Origin of the sequence: Paenibacillus sp. YPG26, assembly GCF_023704175.1 — a bacterium.
Lineage (GTDB): Bacteria > Bacillota > Bacilli > Paenibacillales > Paenibacillaceae > Fontibacillus.
In genome coordinates this window covers 1,527,528-1,549,340 of record NZ_CP084530.1, presented here as the reverse complement: position 1 = coordinate 1,549,340, position 21,813 = coordinate 1,527,528, and the positions used below count along the sequence as shown (strand labels likewise).

Below are 21,813 nucleotides of genomic sequence, written 5' to 3'. Positions count from 1 at the left end.
CTCCTCCCGGTATCTTTCAAACGCTTAACGGTGCTCGATCAAATCGATGGTTCCGAGTACAATATGAGCCAGACCAAAACCGAGTACTCCCGTTGCAGCCATCTTGTACCGGCTTCCCAGCATGGAAGCGGCTGTAGCTGACACTACTGCACCAAGAACTGTTGGAATCAAGCCTTCACGCATGCCTAACACTCCCCTTAAGTTTGGTTTGAAAGACACCGTTTATTCTTGGTGATATCAGGCTGGATTATTCATTGCGCACAGAAGTCTATCTTGGCGGCAACCGGTTTGCTTTCCCGCGGCCATATATCAGCCTGAGCTCTTCCATCGTGGCCTGCTCCTCGTTATCAATACACCACTGCCGCAGCGCCTCAATCGCCTTCAGCTTGCCATTGCCGCCATCCCGCCAGGTCAGCAATTCAGCCACTTTAATCATAAGAGCTACCAGACTGCTGTTATCCTGCTTCGTCTTTTCAGCTTTTATTTTATGGTATAAAGCCTCCCGCTCCCAATCCAGCAGAATCTCTTCCCCTATTGTAGGCTTAAGCAGAGAATAGACCTTACTGCATCCAGGACAGCGAACGGCCTCTACTTGTTGGCTTTTGAAGAGCACTTCAATATCATGATTGCAGACCTGACAATTGAACTTCACATTGATCTCAGGTATAGGTACTTCCATTTTCGTATTGGCCCCCCCAACTTGGATGAAGTATTTCGAGTCAAAAGTACAATATGTTTACCCAAAACTAGTATCCAGGAATCTTTTTCATCGTAAGTTGTACCATTTTGAGGCTTTGTACAAAATGGAATAGGCTAAATTTGGTTTTTTTTACTAATTTAATATACCAAGAAAAGCTATCTTCAACAACATGTTTTCGCACATAGACAAAGACGAGCCAGAAATGGCCCGTCTTCTCATGTCTTCCCTATCTGCTATTGCTTGAGTTGATTAGATGAAAGTGCGGGTAATGATCACCAGCAGAATAAAAAGAACCAAGATCACTCCTGTGGAAGTAAATACAGGATTCGGACGATTAACGTGACACTCACTCATCGCAGTTCCCCTCCCCTCAAACCTAATCTAAGGTAATGTATGCTGTTGAACCAGGGGTTGCAAGGGCACTCCGGAAAATCATACTCGGCGGTTAAATAAACAGCAAAAAACCCTTGCTACGCAAGGGTCTGCACGCTATGGGCCCTGAGGGACTCGAACCCCCGACCAATCGGTTATGAGCCGACCGCTCTAACCAACTGAGCTAAGGGCCCTTGTTACCTTTTTTGTTAAAAAGTATTGCGAGGGCAGGATTTGAACCTGCGGCCTTCGGGTTATGAGCCCGACGAGCTACCGGGCTGCTCCACCCCGCGTCATTAAATAGCGACATCTAATAATATACCTCATGCACATACCGATAGTCAAGAGTCACCCTCAAAGAATAAATCGCACCCCATATTTGCCGCGTCTGGAACGGAAAATTTCAATTTCCCGGAGGTCATCCAGACCATAGATCCACCCGTCATGCTCGAGCCTGCGGGCCAGACAGCCTGCTTGGAATTTAGTTCGATATAACTTATTAAAGTACACCCAGCTCATACGTATCCGCTCACTTTCTTTATTGTTCATTACTTCCGCTCTACTCTTAGTATGACCAGATTGAACCAAAAAAATAGTCACACAAAAAACCGTCCTTCGGATTCCCAAAGGACGGTTTAGGTGCGGTTATGCAGTATAACTCAACAACCTTGTATTAACCTTTAAACCCACTTCCGTCAGCTGGCGGGATATATGGAGTGCCGTCAGGCTGGAACTGAGTTTTTGGATTCTTCTTGAGCTCCTGAAGCATTTCATTTCCTTTCCGTTCCCAAGCCTGCAAAGCTTCTTTTGGAGTCTTCTTATTGTCGATAACCTCTTGTATAAAGGTCTGCCCTACCATGGCAACCCCAAAAATTCCCGGCTTCTCTATTTGCAGCTTCTCGTCATTCGCGTTCGCAGGCGGAACAGGCTTCAGCTTATAGAAGGCCGATACATTATAATTCAGCCCATTCACTGGCTTAATATACGATTTGCGGGATACCATCTCATACGTTGTGCTTCTCGCTTTGATCTTGGCCCATTCAGGCCCATTCAGGAATTTGATAAAATCCCACGCCGTTTCTGGATTCGGTGCGCTTGCGTTGATTGACATATAATTATTAAGGTAGATATCCCCACCAACGCCTGGCTTCTCCGGGTGTGTCGGCATGGTCACAACGTCCCAGTCAAAAGCTTTCACCTTTTTGTTCGTCTTCGCAGCCTCTTTCATACCGGAAAGCTCTGTAACCAGACCGATATTACCCATGACCATCGCAGTCTTCCCTGACATGAAGACATCATTATCAATTGGATTATAGGCCTGATTCTCCTGCGGACTGTTCATTTGAACATTCTCAAATATAACCTTGTCTTTTCTAAGCTTTGCAATTGTGCTGATTGCTTTTTCCCACTGAGGTGTGTTCACCGTCATTTTTTCCGCTTTTTCATCATAGTATCTCAATTGCAGCGGTTGAACGAACTTATACACATCATCACTGGCAGAAGCACCATTGTATTGATTGAATGCGAGGCCAAATATCCGGTCATTGCCTTCACCTTTAGTTACACGTCTAGCCAAATTAAATATATCATCATAAGTCATGCCGTCTTTAGGCACTTCAACACCGGCATCCTGAAAAATCTTCTTATTATAAAAGAGAGCGGAAGGTATAAAAGTTGGTGCCAAAGCATAAATGTTGTTATTTCCCATCTGCTTGATTCCATCAATAACAGAAGGAACAATATCCGCTGTATCGAACTTATCCTCTTGAATCATCGGATCGAGCTGCTTGAGCAGGTTCTCATCAATCAATTTCTTCAAGCTGTTCGTATCTGAGACAATTATGTCCACAGGGTTGCTGCCCGTCATTAGCTTTTTCAAGCTCTTCACGGTATCCGGCGGCTGATAACTCTGGTTTTCCGCGTAGCGGAATTGATCACTATTGATCGCAGGCACAATCTCTATAGTGACGTTTTGATGCGTGTATTCATATACATCCGTGAACTGCTGTCTGAAATATTGGTCATTTCCTCCACCGCCATACATTACTCCAATGCGCAGCACTTTGGGTTCATTACTCTCCTTCGCCTTATCCGAGGTACAGCCTGCGATCATCCCCGTCAGCATGATGGCGGCGAGACTTGTCGCGAGAAGTTTGTACGTCTTGCCAAATCGTTTTCTCAAGATTCTTCCTCCTTAATTGGTTTGGGCGGGGTGATTACAATCTTCCCTCCATCGAATTCCATGCTGGCCCTTCCCCCAATTCCGAGAGCCTCCAGGTATTCTTTGGGAACCTGCAATCTACCAACCCGGTCTACTACAACGAATGCCTCATGAACCTCCTGAAGTCCGCCTTGATTGCCAAACCCACTATCTCCAGAAGCCATGTCAAGCCCCGGGTTCCTCTTGACGAACTCTGTGCTTGTTAGTCCGTCCCGTATCGCAACAACCCGGTCAACTTTGCTGGCAAGCGTCAGGTCATGCGTAACGATGACTATAGTAAGACCAATCTCCCGATTGATCCGGCGGAATATGTCCATAATCTGATCTGAGGTGCGGGTGTCTACCGAACCGGTAGGTTCATCAGCTAGAAGAAGCTTAGGGCGGTTAGACAAGCCAATCGCGATGGCTACGCGCTGCTGCTCCCCCCCGGATAACTGCTGCAGCTTGTTATGCATTCGGTCCTTCAGACCGACCCATTCCAGCAGCTGCTTCGCATAAGCACGGTCTACCTTGCCGCCCAGCATCATGGGCATCTCGACGTTTTCCAGTGCCGTCAAGTAAGGCAGCAGATTTCGGGCATTATTCTGCCAGATGAATCCAACCGTGTTCCTCTTGTATTCAACCAGTTCACTTTCATTGACTTTGAGAAGATTCCATTGACCCACAGTCACCTGACCGGCTGATGGATGGTCCAGCCCGCCGAGTATGTTGAGGAGTGTGGATTTGCCGCTGCCGCTGTTCCCGATAATAGCCATCATCTCTCCGTCTTCAACTGTCAAATTCAGACCTTGCAGCGCCACAACCTCGATATCCTTGGTCTTAAATATTTTGACTAACCCCTCGCAGTGAATCATGCCTTATCTCTCCTCCCCAAGCTTTACAGCCTGATGTACTTTGAGCCTGCGAATCTGCCACAGCAGCAAGCCGGCACCCATCAAGAGCATACAGGCCACGACCATATACAGCTGCTGCGTATCTTTGGCATCAAATACGATTCGGAAAGGCGGTACTTGAGAGGTCACGTTGTCTGCTGTCTGGAGAAAAGGAAGATACAGCCATCCGGCAAGCTTGCCGATCGCGATCCCGAGTCCAATGGATAGACCGGCCGTTAAGATCTGCTCTGCCAGAAGCATGAAGGTCAACTGCCTTCGGGATAATCCCATAGCCCTTAATATCCCGAACTGAACTACCCGGCCAGACAGATTGAAGAACCAGAACAGGATGTACCCGATCAACGATACGATTACAGATACTAGGAAGCCGAGACTTAAGATTCCGAATACCCCGCCCCGTGTTGGCAGCTTACTCTGAGTGACCAGTTCCGTTCTAACATCCTTGACCTTTGATATCGTGATGTCTTGCTCGGATAACTTAGAGTATATCGGCGCTACCTTGGCGCCTGGCTTCATCTTCAGCCATACCTCGTAGGGAATCATTGGAACCTGATCATAAATGTAATCCAGATTGGCAATGACAAAAGGTGCTTGATCCGGATATAGATTCGGCCAGTACGGAATGATGCCGTAGACAGCGAAATCAATTGTCTGATCCTCCATCGACACTGTAAAGGTATCCCCAGGCTTCAGCTTATACTTGTCTGCCAGATTCGTAGGAATCAAAGCCGCCGCTTCATACTGTCCCAGCAAATTCAAATATTTGAATGGGTGTGCGGGGAACAGGTCATTGCGGAACCAGGCCACTTTGGAGAAATCTACATTATCGATCCCCATGATACGTCCCTGACCCGCAGACTGGCCGGAGACAACAATATTCCCCTTTGTCTGAAGGACTCTGGCTGCATTCTCCACACCCGGCAAGGTGCGGAAGACTTCAAACGGAGGCTCAGAGTATACAATTTTCGTATTTTTATTCTGCTGTCCTCCTTGGGCTCCACCGCCCCCGCCAGGTGCTCCTCCCTGCATACCTCCCCCTTGCCGGCCCCCACCCTGGGTTCCGCCAGAGCTTCCATTTCCGCCTGAACCAAGCGTCATCTCCGGAGTTCCCGTCCACTGGGTCTCGATAACGACATCCGTTCCATAGCTGTACAACGTACGCTCTGTCGAGTTCAGATCAATTGTTCTGGCAGCGGATGCGTTATATACACCCAGCCCCAAGGTAAGCACCAGCAGGATCATCAGCGGGTAATAGGAAAGTGATGAACGGGATAGCTGCGTTAGACTCAAATAGGACGACACCGGCAGCCAACGCTTTCCTGCCCACCCGATGAATTTGAGCAGCCACGGAAATATTCTTAGGAAAAAGAGTCCCATCGCAAATATGGCTATTGCCGGCACGAAGAATAGAAAAGGCTGAATTTGCAGCTGGTCTGTAGTTAAGCCTGTTGTAAAAGTAAGCATCTGTCGTTCATTGAATAAGTAGTAGCCGTAACCCGCCACACCAAGCAGGACGACATCCAGGAACCAGCGCTGCCAGAAGGGGCTCCGGTCTGCCCGGGCCTGCTTTCTCTTCGCGTTCACAATAGATGACTTCGCATAAGAGATAGCCGGGATCAATGTGGACAGGATCGCCAGAATGACCGCGCCCGCCCCAAGCAGGAGTGCATCGGTATTAAATCCGACGGGAATGGATCTCCGGTCTACGAATTCCAGGAACCCGTTCGCTGAACCTATTGATTTGGACATGAACCAGCCAAGCAGTGGTCCAAGAACCATCGAGATTGCGCCAAGTATAATGCTCTCGAGCAGGTAGATCATAATGATCTGCCTGGTTGAGGCACCCCGGCTCCGGAGTACAGCGATATCACTCTGCTGCTTATTCAGAGCTTGACGCGCGTTCATCACAATATAATAAAAGACCATGGCAATCATCGGTGCGGCTAAAGTGAACAGCATTGTCTGCAGCTGCAGACTTTGACTGCGGAAGCTGCTGAGCAGCTCACCGAACGATATCGTTACTTTGGTGTTCTTCAGCTTCTGATACAGCTCGGTATCAAGCCGGTCCAACGAGCTTGTTAAAGTGGTGATTTGACCCGTCTTGATCTCGCCAAGGTCAAACGCATAGTACCAGCTTGAATTGTTCAGTGGAACGCTCTGGCCCTTCAGAATCCCTTCGTCAAAAACAGCTTCGCTTGTGTACAGGTGATTGGCCATGGCCTCGAATCCTTGTACCCAGTAAGGATCCGTCTCTTTCACAGGCTTGAAGGCGCCCACAATCTCAACACGTATCGTGATATCCAGACCACTGTACACAGGGTAGTTGAGGATATCTCCCACATGGAGATCATTCTGGTACATGCCCTCCTCCAGCATCGCCACCTCAACAACACCATCCGCCCGTTGATCACCAGGCAGCCGGCCTTTTCTTATCTCAGCTTGATCTTTAAGGCCGCTCATGGCGGCCAGCGTCATCGAACGGGTGCGGCTGGCATCAACCTTGGTTGGATCCTCCGGGTAGACGTCTGTTCCCCGGATGGAGCGGGTATTCACATAGGCCTTATACGGGAATCCGATTTCATTGGGCACATTCTGTCTTATGTACTGATCGACCGCTTGAAGACCAGACAGGTCCGTCTTGTCCCCTCCGGCTGCCTGATAGGTCATCAGAAGAGATCCGGCGGGAAGACCCGTGCTATTCTCTTGAAGTGTCCTGGCAACAACCCGCTTAAGAGCACCATCCGAATACATGGGGATACTTACCGTAAATGACACAGCCACGATTAATCCAAGCAGTGTGCTGACGGTCAGCCACCTTGTATTCCACATCTTTCGGAATAAGAATCGAACCAGCGGCATTCCCATTATCGGCCCACAACCTTCTGTCCCACGCTGAGTCCTTTTTTGATCTCAACGTCGGTGGATCTTTGCTCGCCTACCTCCACATCGACCTCCCGCTTGCTGCCGTCGTCCTCCACAACCTGTACATAGCTGCGTGAGCCTGTCGTTCGCAGGGCGGAGATCGGGATAACGATCACATTCTCCCTTTTTGAGGTAGACACCGTCACACTAAGCTGGGTTCCCCGCTCGATCCCTTTCGGATACTTGTCTAATTGAACGATCATGTAGTGGTCAAGACTTTGCTTCTTGGGAGGGGTCGCGGTACCGCCATTACCATTTCCATTAGCCCCGCCGCTGCCGCTTCCCCCCATGCCGCCCGAGCCGCCACCATTCTCACTACTCTTCTCCAATGCACTAGCACTCGGAAGGACCTTGATCTTGCCGCTGATCTCCCCTACTTTGTTGATGTCCACTTTGGCCGGCATGCCTACCACCAGTTTCTCTAGATCTTCCTTCTGGATCGTGGCAGCAACAATCAGATTGGAAGTATCCGCGATGACCGCAATGGTATCATAGGACTTAATCATCGCGCCTTTCTCTACACTGACCGAAGTCACCGTGCCCGAGAATGGAGCTGTCAGCACTGCTCTTGAGATCTGATCCTTCAGATCAGCAAGCTCTTGGCGGGCTTTCTCGAATTGAAGCTTCTTCGTCTCAAATTCAATCGGATCCTTCTCATCCCTGGTTCTAAGCGCTTCCTTCATGGTTATCTCTTGGGAACGGATATCCAGCTCCTTATCACGCACACTTTTCTGAAGCTCTTCTGTGTCAAGCGTAGCTATAACTTCTCCCTTCTTCACCTTATCGCCAAGCTTGATGTTAATTTCCTTGAGATGAAGCTGGAGAGAATCGCCTAGTGTGAAATAGACTGGTTCTTCCCGCTGGCTAAGGAACTGTCCGCTGCTTTGAACCGTAGTCTCGAACGTATCTGACGTAACCTCGTATTCCGGCTTCTTGGAAATCTTGGGCGCCTGAATCGTGGGCAATACCTCCTCCTCCTGCTCTTTGGGCAGAAGCCCGCAGCCCGAAGAGGCAAGTACTATTACAGATAATGCGGTAATGCCAATGCCTCGCCTCCATCCCCCCCTGCTCCTATACAAATTGTCCATCCACCATTTCGTAGACATGGTCCGCTACCTCCAAGATTGTTGGATCATGTGTGGTCATACATATCGTCACATTCTCCGTCTCGATAATATTTCTGAATACGGCCATAACCTGTGCGCCCATCTGGGAATCCAGATTGGCTGTAGGTTCATCCGCAAGAAGCAAATGAGGCCGGTGAGCGATCGCTTTGGCAATGGCTACCCGCTGCTGTTCTCCTCCGGAGAGCTCGAAGGGCCTGTGATGCATCCGCTTGCCGAGCCCCACCAAATTTAGGCAATGGGCAACCCGTTCCTTCCACTCTCTTGAGGGAACCGAGGCCATACGCAGACTGAGCTCCACATTCTCCCAAGCAGACAGAAGAGGAAGCAGGGCATAAGCCTGAAAAATAAACCCGATCTGATCTCGGCGTAGCACCGTTCTTCTCTTATCACTCAGGGTATGGAGCGTCTGACCGCGAAAATAAATCTCACCCTCTGAAGGCTGATCCAATCCCCCCAGCATATTCAGCAAAGTGGTCTTCCCCGAGCCTGATCTTCCCTTTAGCATGACCAGCTGTCCTGGCAGCACTTCCATGTGGATTCCCTTGAGCACATGAAGGGATTGCCCTCCGACCTGGAAAGACCGGTGAACATCCCTGACCTCAAGAATAGGCTCCAACGACTTATGTATGATGTTGTCCGGCAGCATATCTGGTTCAATTGACTGGTCAATAGACGTAGGTACATCAGAGTCTAGAATCACTGTATCTATCCACTTATCAGCCTGCTTAATCACTTCTGGCTCCGGATCAGCAGCCTGTGTTGAGGCAGGCAAAGAATCGTTCTCCGCTTCCGGAGCCTCGTCTACAGGTCGTTTGCGCAGCCATCGCCTCATAACATTTGCTCTCCCTATATCATTATTTTCATGTAAATATTTCCAAGTCCTACTGAATTATAAACGATTTTCATTGGCAAAAAGTTACAATAAGTTTATAAGAAAATTTCACAATTTTTACTCTTGGTATAAAAAAAGACAGCCGGAACTCCCGGCTGTCTTCACACCTAACTATTTAATTATCTGCTTAATCGGACCCATTTCTTAATTGCCAAATGCCGAAGGATTCTCTCTCCAGGATTTGAGCAGTTCCAGATCCTGCTCCTGAATAGTCCCCTTCTGCACAGCAACATCAATCAGGGCCGTGTAATTGGACAAGGATTGAATCTCAATCCCGGCTTCATTGAAGGCATTTACCGCCTTATCCAGCTGATAACTGAAGATGGCAAGCACGGCTTGCGGGTTAGCTCCAGCTTCCTGGACGGCTTGAGCAGCTTTGATCGAGCTGCCTCCTGTAGAGATCAGGTCTTCGATTACGATGACCTTCTGGCCGGACTTAATCAGACCTTCGATCTGATTCTCCTTGCCATGACCTTTGGCTTTGTCGCGGATATAAGCCATAGGCAGACCCAGCTTCTGTGATACAAATGCCGCGTGCGGAATCCCCGCCGTTGCAGTGCCAGCAATCACTTCAGTATCAGGATACTGCTCCCGGATTAAGCTTGCGAATGATTCAGCGATCAAATCACGAACTTCAGGATAGGACATCGTAAGACGGTTATCGCAGTAGATCGGTGATTTAATGCCTGAAGTCCATGTAAATGGCTGATGTGGACGCAGCGCAACCGCACCAATCTCCAGCAGACTTTCTGCAATCTTAGACTCTATTTCACGTTGATTCGGCACTAGATGGTCATCTCCTCTATGATTTGCTCCGCCGCGCGTCTTGGGTCCGCATGCGCGGTAATCGGGCGGCCCACCACGATGAAGTCTGTCCCTCTGCGGATCGCCTCACCCGGTGTAAGCGTCCGGGACTGATCTCCTTGGGCACTGCCCTGCGGACGAATTCCCGGTGTAACCGTCTTGAAATCTGTTCCGCAGGCAGCCTTGATAGCTTGCGCTTCCAGCGGCGAAGCAACCACTCCGTCAAGACCAGCTTCCAGCGTTCTGCGCGCATAACGAACCACAGCTTCTTCTACCGCACCCGGAATTCCAATCTCTTCGTTCAACGTCCGCTGATCCGTACTGGTAAGCTGGGTTACAGCAATAATTAATGGAGCGGTGAGAGAGGCATCTTGCGCAAGAGCCTCATTCACGCCTTCTCTGGCCGCTTTCATCATCTGCACACCGCCAGCGGCATGGACATTGAACATATCCACTCCAAGCCGGGTAATGCTATTCGCGCCGCCTTTAACCGTATTCGGGATATCATGCATCTTCAGATCCAGAAATACGTTATAGCCTTTATGCTTCAACTCGCGGACGAAATCGGGGCCTGCAGCATAGTACAGCTGCATTCCGACTTTCATATAGCAGGGGATTCCCTGCAGCCGATCAATGAGCAGCCTGGCTTCCTCAGCTGAGGAATAGTCCAGGGCCACCATCAAGCGTCCGGCAATATTATGGGTCATCATTGTTCGTTCTCCTCCTTATAATCAGTTCTAATACCCTGATGCAGAGGAAGGTTTAGACAGTAGTTAATGAAGGCATAGCCTGCGAAGTAAAGTTAATGGATTCAAGCATCGTAAGCAATGCGCGAACAGTATCCAGTGAAGTCATACATACCACGCCATTCTCTACCGCTTCGCGGCGGATTCGGAATCCGTCACGCTCAGGCTCTTTGCCCTTCGTCAGCGTATTGACTACAAAGTGAGCCTTACCTCCGCGGATCAAATCAAGAATATTCGGTGTGCCTTCGCTAAGCTTGTTCACAGTGGTTACATGAATGCCAGCTTCCTTCAGCGCTTCCGCAGTTCCGCCGGTTGCAATGATGTTGTACCCCAGATTGTGGAATCCGCGGAACAGCTCAATAGCTTCTTCTTTGTCTTTATCCGATACTGTGGCAATCATAGAGCCTGTTGCAGGAATCTTCATACCCGCACCGATCAGCCCTTTGTACAAGGCCTTCGCATAGTTCTGATCGCGTCCCATTACCTCACCGGTCGATTTCATTTCAGGACCGAGTGTAGGCTCAACCCGGCGCAGTTTGGCAAATGAGAATACCGGTACTTTTACCGAGACAAAGTCGCTCTCCGGCCATAATCCATCCACATAACCAAGATTCTTCAGCTTCGTGCCCAGGATACACTGAGTAGCCACATTCGCCATCGGGATATTCGTTACTTTGCTCAGGAAAGGCACGGTCCGTGAGGAACGCGGATTCACTTCGATTACATAAACCTCGTCCTTATAGATAACGAACTGGATATTAACAAGACCTACAGTCTTCAATTCTTTGGCAATTTTGATCGTAACATCGACAATCTTCTGCTTCAGTGTCTCAGACAGATACTGTGGCGGGTATACGGCGATCGAGTCACCTGAGTGAACTCCTGCGCGCTCCACGTGCTCCATGATTCCAGGAATCAACACAGTCTCGCCATCACAGATAGCATCTACTTCGACTTCTTTTCCGAGCATATAGCGGTCAATAAGCACGGGGTGCTTAGGATTAATCTGTACTGCTTGCTCCATGTATCTCAGCAATTCGTCATCCGAGTACACAATCTCCATGGCGCGGCCGCCAAGTACGTAGGAAGGACGGACCAGTACCGGATAACCCAGGGACTGTGCCGTGCCAACCGCAGCTTCTACGGAAGTTACCGTGCTGCCTTTAGGCTGTGCAATATCCAGTCTGGACAACAGTGCCTCGAACCGTTTGCGGTCCTCCGCCTCATCGATGCTCTCCAGGCTGGTTCCGAGAATCTTCACACCGGCAGCCTGCAGAGGCGCAGCGAGGTTAATCGCAGTCTGACCACCGAACTGCACGATAACGCCAACCGGCTTCTCTTCTTCAATTACGTTCATCACATCTTCGAAGAATAGCGGCTCGAAGTAAAGACGGTCTGAAGTGTTAAAGTCAGTCGATACGGTCTCCGGGTTGTTGTTGATAATAACAGCTTCATAACCCGCCTTCTGGATAGCCCAGACAGCATGAACCGTGGAGTAGTCGAACTCGATACCCTGACCGATCCGGATTGGACCGGAACCCAGAACGATAATCTTCTCCTTCGCCGAAGGCAGTACTTCATTCTCAGTCTCATAAGTGGAGTAGTAGTAAGGCGTAGTAGCTTCAAATTCAGCCGCACACGTATCTACCATTTTGTACACAGGACGCAGACCCTGCTCCAGACGCAGACTTCTTACTGTTCCTTCGGTAGTATACTCACTGCGTGAAGCTTCAGCCCGAAGTTCCGCAATTGCCCGGTCAGTGAAGCCAAGGCGCTTGGCTTCGTACAGCGTCTCGCTGGTAAGCTCTGCTTCGGAAGCAATTTTCTTCTCGAAATTCACGATCCGCTCGATCTTGTCGAGGAACCACCAGTCAATATTCGTCAAGTCTTGAATCTGCTGAAGCTCATAACCGCGGCGGAAGGCTTCGGCAACCAGGAACAAGCGCTCATCATCAGGCTGAACCAGTCGTCTGTCGAGCTCTTCCTGACTGAGCTGATCCGCACCTTTCAGAAGCAGTCTGTGTGTCCCGATCTCAAGGGAACGAACTGCCTTATGGATGGATTCTTCGAAAGTCCGGCCAATGGCCATAACTTCTCCGGTAGCTTTCATCTGTGTTCCAAGCTTGCGGTTCGCACTGATGAATTTGTCGAACGGCCAACGCGGAATTTTGCTGACGATATAATCCAGGGTTGGTTCGAAGCAGGCATAAGTCTGACCTGTTACCGGGTTAACAATCTCATCCAGCGTGTAACCCAGCGCGATCTTGGAAGCCATCTTGGCAATCGGATAGCCTGTAGCTTTGGAAGCAAGGGCTGAAGAGCGGCTTACCCGCGGATTCACTTCGATGACATAGTATTGGTAGCTCTGTGGATCCAGAGCGAACTGTACGTTACATCCACCCTCGATATTCAGGGCGCGGATAATTTTGAGCGATGCGGAACGCAGCATTTGATACTCCCGGTCAGACAACGTCTGGCTCGGCGCCACAACGATACTGTCACCAGTGTGTACGCCCACCGGGTCAAAGTTCTCCATGTTGCAGACAACGATACAGTTGTCATTCGCATCACGCATAACCTCGTATTCCACTTCTTTCATACCTGCAATACTTTTCTCAATCAGACACTGACCGATTGGGCTGTAACGAATACCTGCAGCTACGGTCTCAAGCAGCTCTTCTTCGTTCGCACAGATTCCCCCGCCTGTTCCCCCAAGGGTATAAGCCGGGCGCACAATAACCGGATATCCGATCTCATTCGCAAAATTCACAGCTTCTTCAACTGTAGTGATGATATCACTGTCAGGTACAGGCTGATCCAGTTCGCGCATAAGCTCACGGAACAAATCGCGGTCTTCCGCTTTCTCGATGGAAGTCAGCTGGGTACCGAGGAGCTTGACGTTCTCACGCTCAAGCACGCCCGCCCGAGCAAGCTCAACAGCCATGTTAAGACCTGTCTGTCCGCCAAGCGTAGGAAGCAATCCATCCGGACGCTCCTGACGAATGATTTGGGTTACGAAATCAAGGGTGATTGGCTCGATATATACTTTATCCGCCATGTTCGTATCTGTCATGATCGTTGCCGGGTTACTGTTAATCAAGATAACCTCTACGCCTTCTTCTTTCAGCGCTTGGCAGGCTTGTGTACCCGCATAGTCAAATTCAGCTGCCTGGCCGATTACAATCGGACCGGAACCAATAACCAGTATTTTCTTAAGTTCGTTATTCTTTGGCATCTTAACGCGCTCCTTTCGCTGCAGCCATAATTAGCGCCTGACGCGGTTTAGTTGGGTTCTGCTCTTTGTGTGTACGGATCATTTCAAGGAAACGGTCGAACAAATAGCTGTTGTCGTAAGGACCTGGTGCAGCCTCCGGATGGTATTGCACGGAGAATGCAGGGAATTTCGTATGTTTGAGACCTTCAATGGTCTTGTCGTTATTGTTAATGTGTGTCACTTCCAGCGGTGTTCCGGCAATTGAGGATTCAGTTACCGTATAACCATGGTTCTGGGAAGTGATATAGCAGCGTCCGGACTCAAGTTCCTTAACCGGATGGTTGCCTCCGCGGTGACCGAACTTCAGGCTCTCCGTATCAGCTCCGCACGCCAGGGCGAACAGCTGGTGCCCCAGGCAAATGCCGAAGATCGGATATTCACCGAGCAATTCGGAGACCATTTTGACTGCGTAAGGAACGTCCTTCGGGTCCCCAGGGCCATTGGACAGTTGAATGCCGTCGGGGTTTAGCTGACGAATCTGATCAGCCGTTGTGTCATGAGGAACCACGACAACGTCACAGCCGCGTTTGGTAAGCTCACGAAGAATTCCGCTCTTGGCGCCGAAGTCGACGAGCACAATACGCTCCTTCTCGCCTGGACTTGTGTAGATATGGTTAGTGGACGTGCTTGCCACCTGGTTTCTCAGTTCATTGATGCTGGTTGCCTGAATCATTTCCTTCAATTCTTCGATGGATTTGGAGGAAGTAGTCAGAACTCCCTTCATCGTTCCGTGATGGCGGATAATCCGGGTTAACATCCGTGTATCGATATCGCTGATTCCAGGAATCCCGTACTCCTTGAGCAGATCGCCTACACTATTCTGTGCACGCCAGTTGCTCGGTACCGGCTCATAGCGGCGCACCACGAATCCATGGATCGATGGAGCAACAGATTCGAAGTCATCCCGGGTGATCCCGTAGTTACCAATCAACGGATAGGTCATCGTTACGATTTGACCGCAGTATGACGGGTCAGACAGAACTTCCTGGTAACCGGTGATTCCTGTATTGAATACAACTTCGCCTGTCTTCTCAACATCTGCTCCAAAAGATTTGCCTGTAAATAACGTACCGTCTTCGAGCAATAATCTTGCCTGCATTATGGTATCATCTCCTCTAGTTTTGACCCTCCCAAACCCTCCCTGGAAGGGAGGGCCCCAAGGGCTTTGCCCTCTGGACACCCGAAAGGTTGGCGAAGGATTTATTTGATCTGTACTTGTTCACGTTGGTGCCGGGAGCGCTTGCCGTCCCATTCGGGACCCGCTTGACTGCGGTGCTCCTTGGCTGCGGAAAACCGTTGGTGCTTGGTGCTGCTATATTTGACTCTCCGGGCTGTCTGCACATGGAGCCGCTTGTCGTCCCTGCGGGACACGCTCTTGGCTTGCGCAGGACCCGGGGAGTTACTTGTTTCTCTCCTGATCTTTGTCCTGCTTGGAGCGCTCTCCCTGCGAGATTCGCTCTTGGTTTGTGCAAGGCCCGGGGCGTTGCTTTTGTGCTTCTGATCTCTGTTCTGCTTGGAGCGCTCTCCCTGCGGGATACGCTCTTGGCCTACTCGGACCAGACTACTTTGCCGCTTACGATCGTCGCGACTGGCCAGCCTTGAAGCTTCCAATCCGTGAAAGGAGTGTTACGTCCCTTCGACTCGAATGTTGATGGATCCACAGCTCTCTCGGACTCTAGATCAACAATCGTCAGATCGGCAGGTGCGCCCGGCTCAAGCTTACCAGCTTTGAGGCCGAAGACACGGGCTGGATCAGAGGTCATCCGCTGGATGAGCTGTGCCAGCGGCCATTTGCCAGTGGCTACGAATTTCGTGTAGAGCAGCGGGAAGGCAGTCTCGAATCCGACGATGCCAAATGGAGCTAGCTGCATGCCTTTGGCTTTCTCCTCTTCACTATGCGGCGCATGGTCAGTCACGATGATATCAATCGTACCGTCCTCTACAGCCTGAATACATGCGTCTACATCGCGGCGTGAGCGCAGCGGAGGATTCATTTTCCAGTTGGCATCAAGCCCGGGAATATCTTCTTCGGAAAGGATCAGGTGGTGCGGACATACCTCTGCGGTCACCTTGATACCGATCTCCTTCGCCTGACGGATTAACCGGATGGACTGCTCGGTGCTGACATGGCAGACATGGTAATGTACGCCTGTGGCCTCAGCAAGCAGAATGTCGCGGCCGACATGAATCGCTTCGGATTCATTAGGAATCCCCTTAAGCCCATGCTTCTTGGCGAATTCGCCTTCTGCAACCGGGGCTCCCTCAACAAGTGTGTTGTCTTCACAGTGAGCGATAACCGGCATACCCAGCTCAGCCGCCCATTTCATGGCATCCTTCATCATTTGGGCACTCTGTACCCCTACACCGTCATCTGTAAATCCGATCGCACCGGATTCCTTAAGGGCTACGAAGTCGGTTAGCTCACGTCCCAGCTCACTCTTGGTTATTGCAGCATAAGGCAGTACATTTACAAGGTCGGCTTCCTTAGCTCTGTCCAGCACCAGCTTCACAGTCTCCGGATTGTCTGTCACCGGGCGTGTATTTGGCATACATGCGATGGTTGTGAACCCGCCCTTAGCCGCCGAACGTGCCCCTGTCTCGATGGTTTCTTTATATTCAAATCCCGGTTCCCGCAAATGAACGTGCATATCGATAAATCCTGGAGATACAAGCTTTCCCTTCGCATCGATCACTTTCGTATCCGCAGACTCGACTGTGTCGCTCCCCGTACCATCAGAGATACTCTCGATAACTCCATTACCTACGATAATCGTCTTCAGTTCAAGCTGGTCATTTGCACCAAGAATATTGGCATTTTTGATTATAAGCTTCATGATTACCTCCGCTCCCTTAGTTCACCTGCTATATCATATCGTTATTGGGCATTCGCCGTTACTATTTCGCGGCACGTTCCATAACGGCCATCCGGATCGGAACCCCATTCGACATTTGTGGGAAAATCCGGGATTGTTCACTCTCCACCAGTCGATCATCAATCTCCACATTTCGGTTAACCGGGGCCGGATGCATTATGATCGCTCCCGGCTCCAGCTGAGCAGCCCGTTCCTCGGTCAGACCATACTTCAGACGATATTGTTCGGCTGATTTCAACACTCCTACAGCATGTCTTTCCAGTTGAACCCGAAGCATCATGACCACATCCGCCTTCAATGCTTCTTCCATAGAGACATAAGGTGCATGCTCGGCAAGCTCCGGTGCCTGCATACTCTGCGGTGCACAGAACTTCACTTCAGCTCCGAATTTCTTGAGCGCCCACAGGTTTGATCTGGCCACCCGGCTGTGCAGGATGTCCCCAATGATGGAGACCCGAAGTCCCTTGAGCTCTCCGAACTGTTTCTTCATCGTGTACAAATCCAGCAGTGCCTGGGTAGGATGCTCATTGTTCCCGTCCCCCGCATTCACAAGCGGAACGGATACTTTCTCGGCGAGTTCCGCAAGCAGGCCTATCGGCTTAAGCCGGATAACTCCTGCATCAATGCCCATGGATTCCAAGGTGCGGACCGTATCGTAGATGGACTCGCCTTTCTCAACACTGGATGCCGCCGCTGCGAAGTTCAGTACTTGAGCTCCCAGGCGTTTTTGAGCCATTTCGAAGGAAAATCGGGTGCGCGTGCTGTTCTCAAAAAACATATTCGCCACAAAACGATTCGCCAGCTCCGGGACCATCTTCTCTTTCTGATTCTCCCAGTAAGCTGCCCGATCGAGTATGGAAGAAATCTCGTCCCTGCTAATCTCCTTAAGACCAAGCAGACTGCGCTCTCTCACTGCTGACATTGACATGGTCATGATCTGTTGCCCTCCCGTTGTTGTATGATTCTCACCTGATCCACGCCGTCAAACTCCTGGAGCAGCACTTCAATCTCCTCAGCCTTAGAGGTAGGAACGTTCTTGCCGATATAATCAGCTCGTATGGGTAATTCCCGGTGACCCCTGTCAGCGAGGACCGCCAGCTGAATCGATTCAGGCCGGCCGCAATCCATCAGAGCATCCATAGCCGCACGAATCGTTCTGCCTGTATAAAGAACATCATCACAAAGAATGATTTTTTTACCTTGAATAGTCTGGTCACCCAGCGGTTGGCCCAAAGGATCTCTCGCACTTGTGGTTGACCGGTCATCCCGGTAGTGGGTCACATCGATTTCACCCCAAGGTACCTTGGTTCCCTCAATCTCTTCCAGTCTTTCCGCAATTCGCTTGGCCAGAAATACCCCGCGAGTTCGAATGCCCACCAGGACGCAGCCCTCAATTCCTTTGTTCTTCTCAATTATTTCATGTGCAATTCTAGTCAGCGCCCGTCTTACTGCAGTTTCGTCCATAATGACGTGTTGTGCTTCAATGCTCACAGTGTACGCCTCCCAATGATAAGTTCATCAGGTTCCGTGAAGGGCTGAAAAAAAAACTCCTTGCCCAATATCAGGCAAGGAGTTCTCGAGTCACAGCTTAGACTATGACTGTCAAAGGCTATACGAAACGGGCACCAGCGCAGCGCGCGGTGTTGGACCTTTCCGTACTACCTCATTCACGTTACCTTGCCAGCCTCACGGGACTGATTTAAAGGTGCTATTGATTTACATGAATTATGACAGAACACCGGGAGCCTGTCAAGGCGGGCTTGCTTAGTAATTGTCGATCATTGTCGGTTTATCAGTTAAAAGTAATCAGAAGGAAATCCCGGAAATTGTATTCCGTCATAATAATTATACGACAGTAATGCATAAATATCCACTATAGATAACAAGTTTTCTTCTTTCTAAAGTCCTATCGATGCATATTACCAAGCAATAGCAAAGAAGCTGCCGGATCATCACCCGGCAGCTTCTAAATTTTTATTCAATTAGAATTCAAACTTCACATCTCCAAGACGGCGTCGGATCTCCGATATAACACGCTTCTCCTCTTCTTCACCCTCCGCCATAAATGTAACAGAGAAGCGGACAAAGGATCCCGCATCGTCCCAAGGCACCGTGGAGATCAGCTTCTCACGAATCAGATATTGCGAGAACGCTTCGCCGCTCTCGAACGACGGGCCTCCTGCCACACCTTTTGGCGCTGCGACATACAGGAAGAAGGAGCCTTTAGGCTTCTTGGCCTTAAAGCCCAGGTCATTCAGTACCTCTACAAGCATGTTATGACGGCGGGAATACTTGTCCGCAATCTTCTCGGTAATCCCGGGATTAGCAAGCCCGTAAGCCGCAGCTTTCTGAATGGCAATGAATTGACCTGAATCATTATTGTCCTTCACATCACTGAATGCCTTAACTACAAGCGGGTTCCCTGCTACGAATCCAATTCTCCAGCCAGTCATATTGTATGACTTGGACAAGGAATGCAGTTCGATGCCGACATCTTTGGCCCCTGGAACGGACAAGAAGCTGAGTGGCTTAAGCCCATCATAAGTCAAAGCGGCATAAGGAGCATCATGAACAACTACAACGTTATGCTTCTTGGCCCATACAACCACTTCGGCGAAGAACTCATTGGTTGCGCTGGCACCTGTTGGGTTGTTCGGATAGTTGAGATACAGAAGCTTCGCGCGAGCACAGATCTCTTCTGGGATCGAAGACAGATCCGGCAGGAAATTATTCTCTTCGGTAAGCTGGATATTATATACCTCGCCACCCAAGTATTTCGTATGTGTTCCAAGAACGGGATAACCCGGCACCGTCATGATGGTTACGTCTCCAGGATTAATGAAGCATGAAGGCAGCATAGCCAGAGCAGGCTTGGAGCCAATGGAGTGAACGATCTCGGTAACCGGATCAATTCCTTCCACTCCGAATACTTCCTGCAAATATTTCGCGGCAGCTTCCTTGAATTCTGCGATTCCGTTATCGGCATACCCCCGGTTCTCGGGTTTGGCAGCTTCCTCGGCTAGCTTCGCCACAATGCCTGCATCAGCCATTTCATCAGGCTCCCCGACACCCATATCAATGAGCTCAACATCCGGGAAATCCTTCTTGGCTGCAGCCTTGGCACGTTTAATTTTCTCGAATTTATAGATTGCGGTATCTTTCCCGTAATTAGCGCCGCCAATGCGGTCTGCAAAATTGTTCTGAATATAAGTTTGTTGATATTGTTCAATACTCATGCCAGCCCATCTCCTTAACTAAATCTACTGTTAAATATGCTGGAAATAGAGTCTTTTCACAATGGATTATCCATCAGATCGTTTGTACTATTTGACCATCCAAGATGACCTGGAAGCAGCTGACAAAAAAAAGACATTCCGAATCAAATCCATGCTCCAGCGCTCGGAACATGTGATTTGATTCATGGAATGCCTTAAAATGATCATTGAAGTTACCTGTTCCGAAGAGAGCGCAGCAAGTTCTCGATATCGTCCGGAATGGGTGCGGAGAATTCAAGATATTCTCCCGAAGACGGATGAACAAATCCCAGTACCGCCGCATGCAGCGCTTGTCCATTCATCTTGATTCCTTTGCTTCTGCCATACATCGGATCTCCCACCAGCGGATGCTCAATGAACTTCATATGTACCCGGATTTGGTGTGTCCGGCCTGTCTCCAGCTTTAATTCAAGGAGGGTGTAATCGCCGAATCTCTCAGCAACATGGAAATGAGTAACCGCGGTCTTGCTGTTCCGCTCAGTTACCGCGAACATCTTGCGGTCATAGGTGTCACGTCCGATTGGAGCATCCACGGTTCCTTGATCATGGGTCACATTGCCATGCACCAACGCAAAATATTTGCGTGTAACCGAGTGATCCTTAAGCTGTGCAGCCAGAGAAGCATGAGCCTTGTCATTCTTAGCGGCCATAAGGAGTCCCGAAGTATCCTTATCGATCCGGTGAACAATACCCGGGCGCAGCTCGCCATTAATTCCTGACAGATCCTTGCAATGGTACATTAGCGCATTAACTAAGGTTCCTGATGCATGACCCGGTGCGGGGTGGACAACCATGCCTCTAGGCTTGTTAACCACAATTACGTCCGAATCTTCATAATATACATCAAGCGGAATATTCTCGGGCACAATTTCCACTGAGCTGGGTTCGGGGATGCGGATACACACCAGATCACCTTCAGCAAGCTTGTAGTTAGACTTGACAGAGCTGCCATTTACCGTGACATGTCCCTCTTCAATCCACAGCTGAATCTGACTGCGAGAATAATCTTCAGCAAGACATTCCTTCACATACTTATCAATACGCTCTTTGGCCGAGCCTGGTGTTACCGTCCATTCTAGAGTTTCATTCATGAAGTCTGCTCGCTCCCTGCCTCTGCCTCTTTTTTCTTCTGTCTGCCCATATCCAGGAACGAATCCAGAACAATCAGTGCCACACCCACTACAATGCAGGAATCTGCGATATTAAAAATCGGGAATGTGTAGCTTCCGAAATTAAGCATCAGGAAATCCACCACTTCTCCGGTCAATGCCCGATCCAGGAAGTTCCCCACCGCACCACCAAGCACCAGTGCCAATGCCGTAGGCAGCAGCTTGTGCGGATTATTCTTGATTCTCTGCAAGTACCATACGATAGCCAGGACAACGATAACCGTGATTACAATGAAGAACCAACGCTGGTTCTCCAGTATTCCAAATGCTGCCCCTCTGTTCCGGTGTGATGTAATCAGGAAGAAATCACCGATTACAGGGATTTGCTCGTGCAGCTGCATTTTTGTAGCAATAATATATTTGGTTCCCTGGTCAATCAGAAAAACAATGAATGCAATTAAGTAATAGATCACTGCCGATTGTCACCTCGTTCTTGATATCACCTGCCGCATAATCAGGCAGAATTAACCACGATTTAGCCCTGTATATTGTAGCACAGCAGGAAAGAGAACGTCCATGAGCGATAGGATTTTCCTACTCTAAAA

The 21,813-nt window shown here is 49.7% G+C and carries 20 protein-coding genes and 2 tRNA genes; 1 reads left to right on the top strand and 21 read right to left on the bottom strand.

All coding sequences use genetic code 11. From position 1 onward, the window contains the following. Positions 1-24: 24 nt before the first annotated feature. The 15 genes from LDO05_RS07135 to LDO05_RS07065 all read right to left on the bottom strand — a co-directional run bounded on the left by LDO05_RS07135 (position 25) and on the right by LDO05_RS07065 (position 15,050). A complete protein-coding gene (locus LDO05_RS07135; protein WP_127198041.1) occupies positions 25-183 on the bottom strand; it encodes an asparagine synthase in 159 nt (52 codons plus the stop codon). Positions 184-268: 85 nt separating this feature from the next. Then, positions 269-679 carry a hypothetical protein gene (locus tag LDO05_RS07130; protein ID WP_251378159.1) on the bottom strand — a complete coding sequence of 137 codons (411 nt, stop codon included), beginning with the start codon at positions 677-679 and terminating at the stop codon, positions 269-271. A gap of 270 nt (positions 680-949) precedes the next feature. Beyond that, positions 950-1,054, bottom strand: coding sequence for a YjcZ family sporulation protein (locus LDO05_RS07125; RefSeq protein ID WP_221885995.1), 105 nt, complete (start codon positions 1,052-1,054; stop codon positions 950-952). Between the two features lie 138 nt (positions 1,055-1,192). Then, positions 1,193-1,266 (bottom strand) — tRNA-Ile (locus LDO05_RS07120). 25 nt (positions 1,267-1,291) lie between these two features. Continuing rightward, positions 1,292-1,365, bottom strand: a tRNA-Met gene (locus LDO05_RS07115). Positions 1,366-1,426: 61 nt separating this feature from the next. After that, positions 1,427-1,621, bottom strand: coding sequence for a hypothetical protein (locus LDO05_RS07110; protein WP_251378797.1), 195 nt, complete (start codon positions 1,619-1,621; stop codon positions 1,427-1,429). Positions 1,622-1,745: 124 nt separating this feature from the next. Continuing rightward, positions 1,746-3,254, bottom strand: coding sequence for an ABC transporter substrate-binding protein (locus tag LDO05_RS07105; RefSeq protein ID WP_251378158.1), 1,509 nt, complete (start codon positions 3,252-3,254; stop codon positions 1,746-1,748). Beyond that, positions 3,251-4,147, bottom strand: coding sequence for an ABC transporter ATP-binding protein (locus LDO05_RS07100; RefSeq protein ID WP_251378157.1), 897 nt, complete (start codon positions 4,145-4,147; stop codon positions 3,251-3,253). The genes LDO05_RS07105 and LDO05_RS07100 overlap by 4 nt, the downstream gene beginning before the upstream one ends. A 3-nt stretch (positions 4,148-4,150) precedes the next feature. Beyond that, complete coding sequence (locus tag LDO05_RS07095) at positions 4,151-7,051, bottom strand: ABC transporter permease (protein ID WP_251378156.1); 2,901 nt, start codon at positions 7,049-7,051, stop codon at positions 4,151-4,153. Then, on the bottom strand, positions 7,051-8,214 hold the full coding sequence (locus tag LDO05_RS07090) for an efflux RND transporter periplasmic adaptor subunit (protein ID WP_251378155.1): 1,164 nt from the start codon (positions 8,212-8,214) through the stop codon (positions 7,051-7,053). Before LDO05_RS07090 ends, LDO05_RS07095 begins: the two co-directional genes overlap by 1 nt. Further along, positions 8,180-9,067 (bottom strand): ABC transporter ATP-binding protein, encoded by an 888-nt coding sequence (locus tag LDO05_RS07085; RefSeq protein WP_251378154.1) that lies wholly within the window; start codon positions 9,065-9,067, stop codon positions 8,180-8,182. Before LDO05_RS07085 ends, LDO05_RS07090 begins: the two co-directional genes overlap by 35 nt. Before the next feature lie 204 nt (positions 9,068-9,271). Then, the gene (pyrE, locus tag LDO05_RS07080; protein ID WP_276575569.1) at positions 9,272-9,913 is read right to left on the bottom strand and encodes an orotate phosphoribosyltransferase; all 642 of its coding nucleotides are present in this window, start codon (positions 9,911-9,913) and stop codon (positions 9,272-9,274) included. Then, positions 9,913-10,641 carry an orotidine-5'-phosphate decarboxylase gene (gene pyrF / locus LDO05_RS07075; RefSeq protein ID WP_251378153.1) on the bottom strand — a complete coding sequence of 243 codons (729 nt, stop codon included), beginning with the start codon at positions 10,639-10,641 and terminating at the stop codon, positions 9,913-9,915. Before pyrF ends, pyrE begins: the two co-directional genes overlap by 1 nt. A gap of 52 nt (positions 10,642-10,693) precedes the next feature. Then, positions 10,694-13,912: a carbamoyl-phosphate synthase large subunit gene (gene carB, locus LDO05_RS07070; RefSeq protein WP_251378152.1), complete on the bottom strand. Its 3,219-nt coding sequence runs from the start codon at positions 13,910-13,912 to the stop codon at positions 10,694-10,696. Position 13,913: 1 nt separating this feature from the next. Further along, positions 13,914-15,050, bottom strand: a complete 1,137-nt coding sequence (locus LDO05_RS07065; protein WP_251378151.1) for a carbamoyl phosphate synthase small subunit — start codon at positions 15,048-15,050, stop codon at positions 13,914-13,916. Positions 15,051-15,139: 89 nt separating this feature from the next. Between LDO05_RS07065 and LDO05_RS07060 the strand changes: the two genes are divergently transcribed. Then, positions 15,140-15,553: a hypothetical protein gene (locus LDO05_RS07060; protein ID WP_251378150.1), complete on the top strand. Its 414-nt coding sequence runs from the start codon at positions 15,140-15,142 to the stop codon at positions 15,551-15,553. On the opposite strand, the gene LDO05_RS07055 is transcribed toward LDO05_RS07060, so the two are convergent. From LDO05_RS07055 to lspA, 6 genes are all read right to left on the bottom strand, one after another. Beyond that, positions 15,499-16,785, bottom strand: coding sequence for a dihydroorotase (locus LDO05_RS07055; protein WP_251378149.1), 1,287 nt, complete (start codon positions 16,783-16,785; stop codon positions 15,499-15,501). The genes LDO05_RS07060 and LDO05_RS07055 overlap by 55 nt on opposite strands. A 61-nt stretch (positions 16,786-16,846) precedes the next feature. Continuing rightward, positions 16,847-17,758 carry an aspartate carbamoyltransferase catalytic subunit gene (locus tag LDO05_RS07050; RefSeq protein WP_251378148.1) on the bottom strand — a complete coding sequence of 304 codons (912 nt, stop codon included), beginning with the start codon at positions 17,756-17,758 and terminating at the stop codon, positions 16,847-16,849. Further along, positions 17,755-18,315: a bifunctional pyr operon transcriptional regulator/uracil phosphoribosyltransferase PyrR gene (gene pyrR, locus LDO05_RS07045; RefSeq protein ID WP_276575568.1), complete on the bottom strand. Its 561-nt coding sequence runs from the start codon at positions 18,313-18,315 to the stop codon at positions 17,755-17,757. Before pyrR ends, LDO05_RS07050 begins: the two co-directional genes overlap by 4 nt. A 491-nt stretch (positions 18,316-18,806) precedes the next feature. After that, on the bottom strand, positions 18,807-20,060 hold the full coding sequence (locus LDO05_RS07040) for an LL-diaminopimelate aminotransferase (protein WP_251378147.1): 1,254 nt from the start codon (positions 20,058-20,060) through the stop codon (positions 18,807-18,809). 212 nt (positions 20,061-20,272) lie between these two features. Further along, positions 20,273-21,190, bottom strand: a complete 918-nt coding sequence (locus tag LDO05_RS07035) for an RluA family pseudouridine synthase (RefSeq protein WP_251378146.1) — start codon at positions 21,188-21,190, stop codon at positions 20,273-20,275. Beyond that, entirely contained in the window at positions 21,187-21,681 is a 495-nt protein-coding gene (lspA, locus tag LDO05_RS07030) for a signal peptidase II (RefSeq protein WP_251378145.1), read from the bottom strand. The genes LDO05_RS07035 and lspA overlap by 4 nt, the downstream gene beginning before the upstream one ends. Positions 21,682-21,813: the final 132 nt, after the last annotated feature.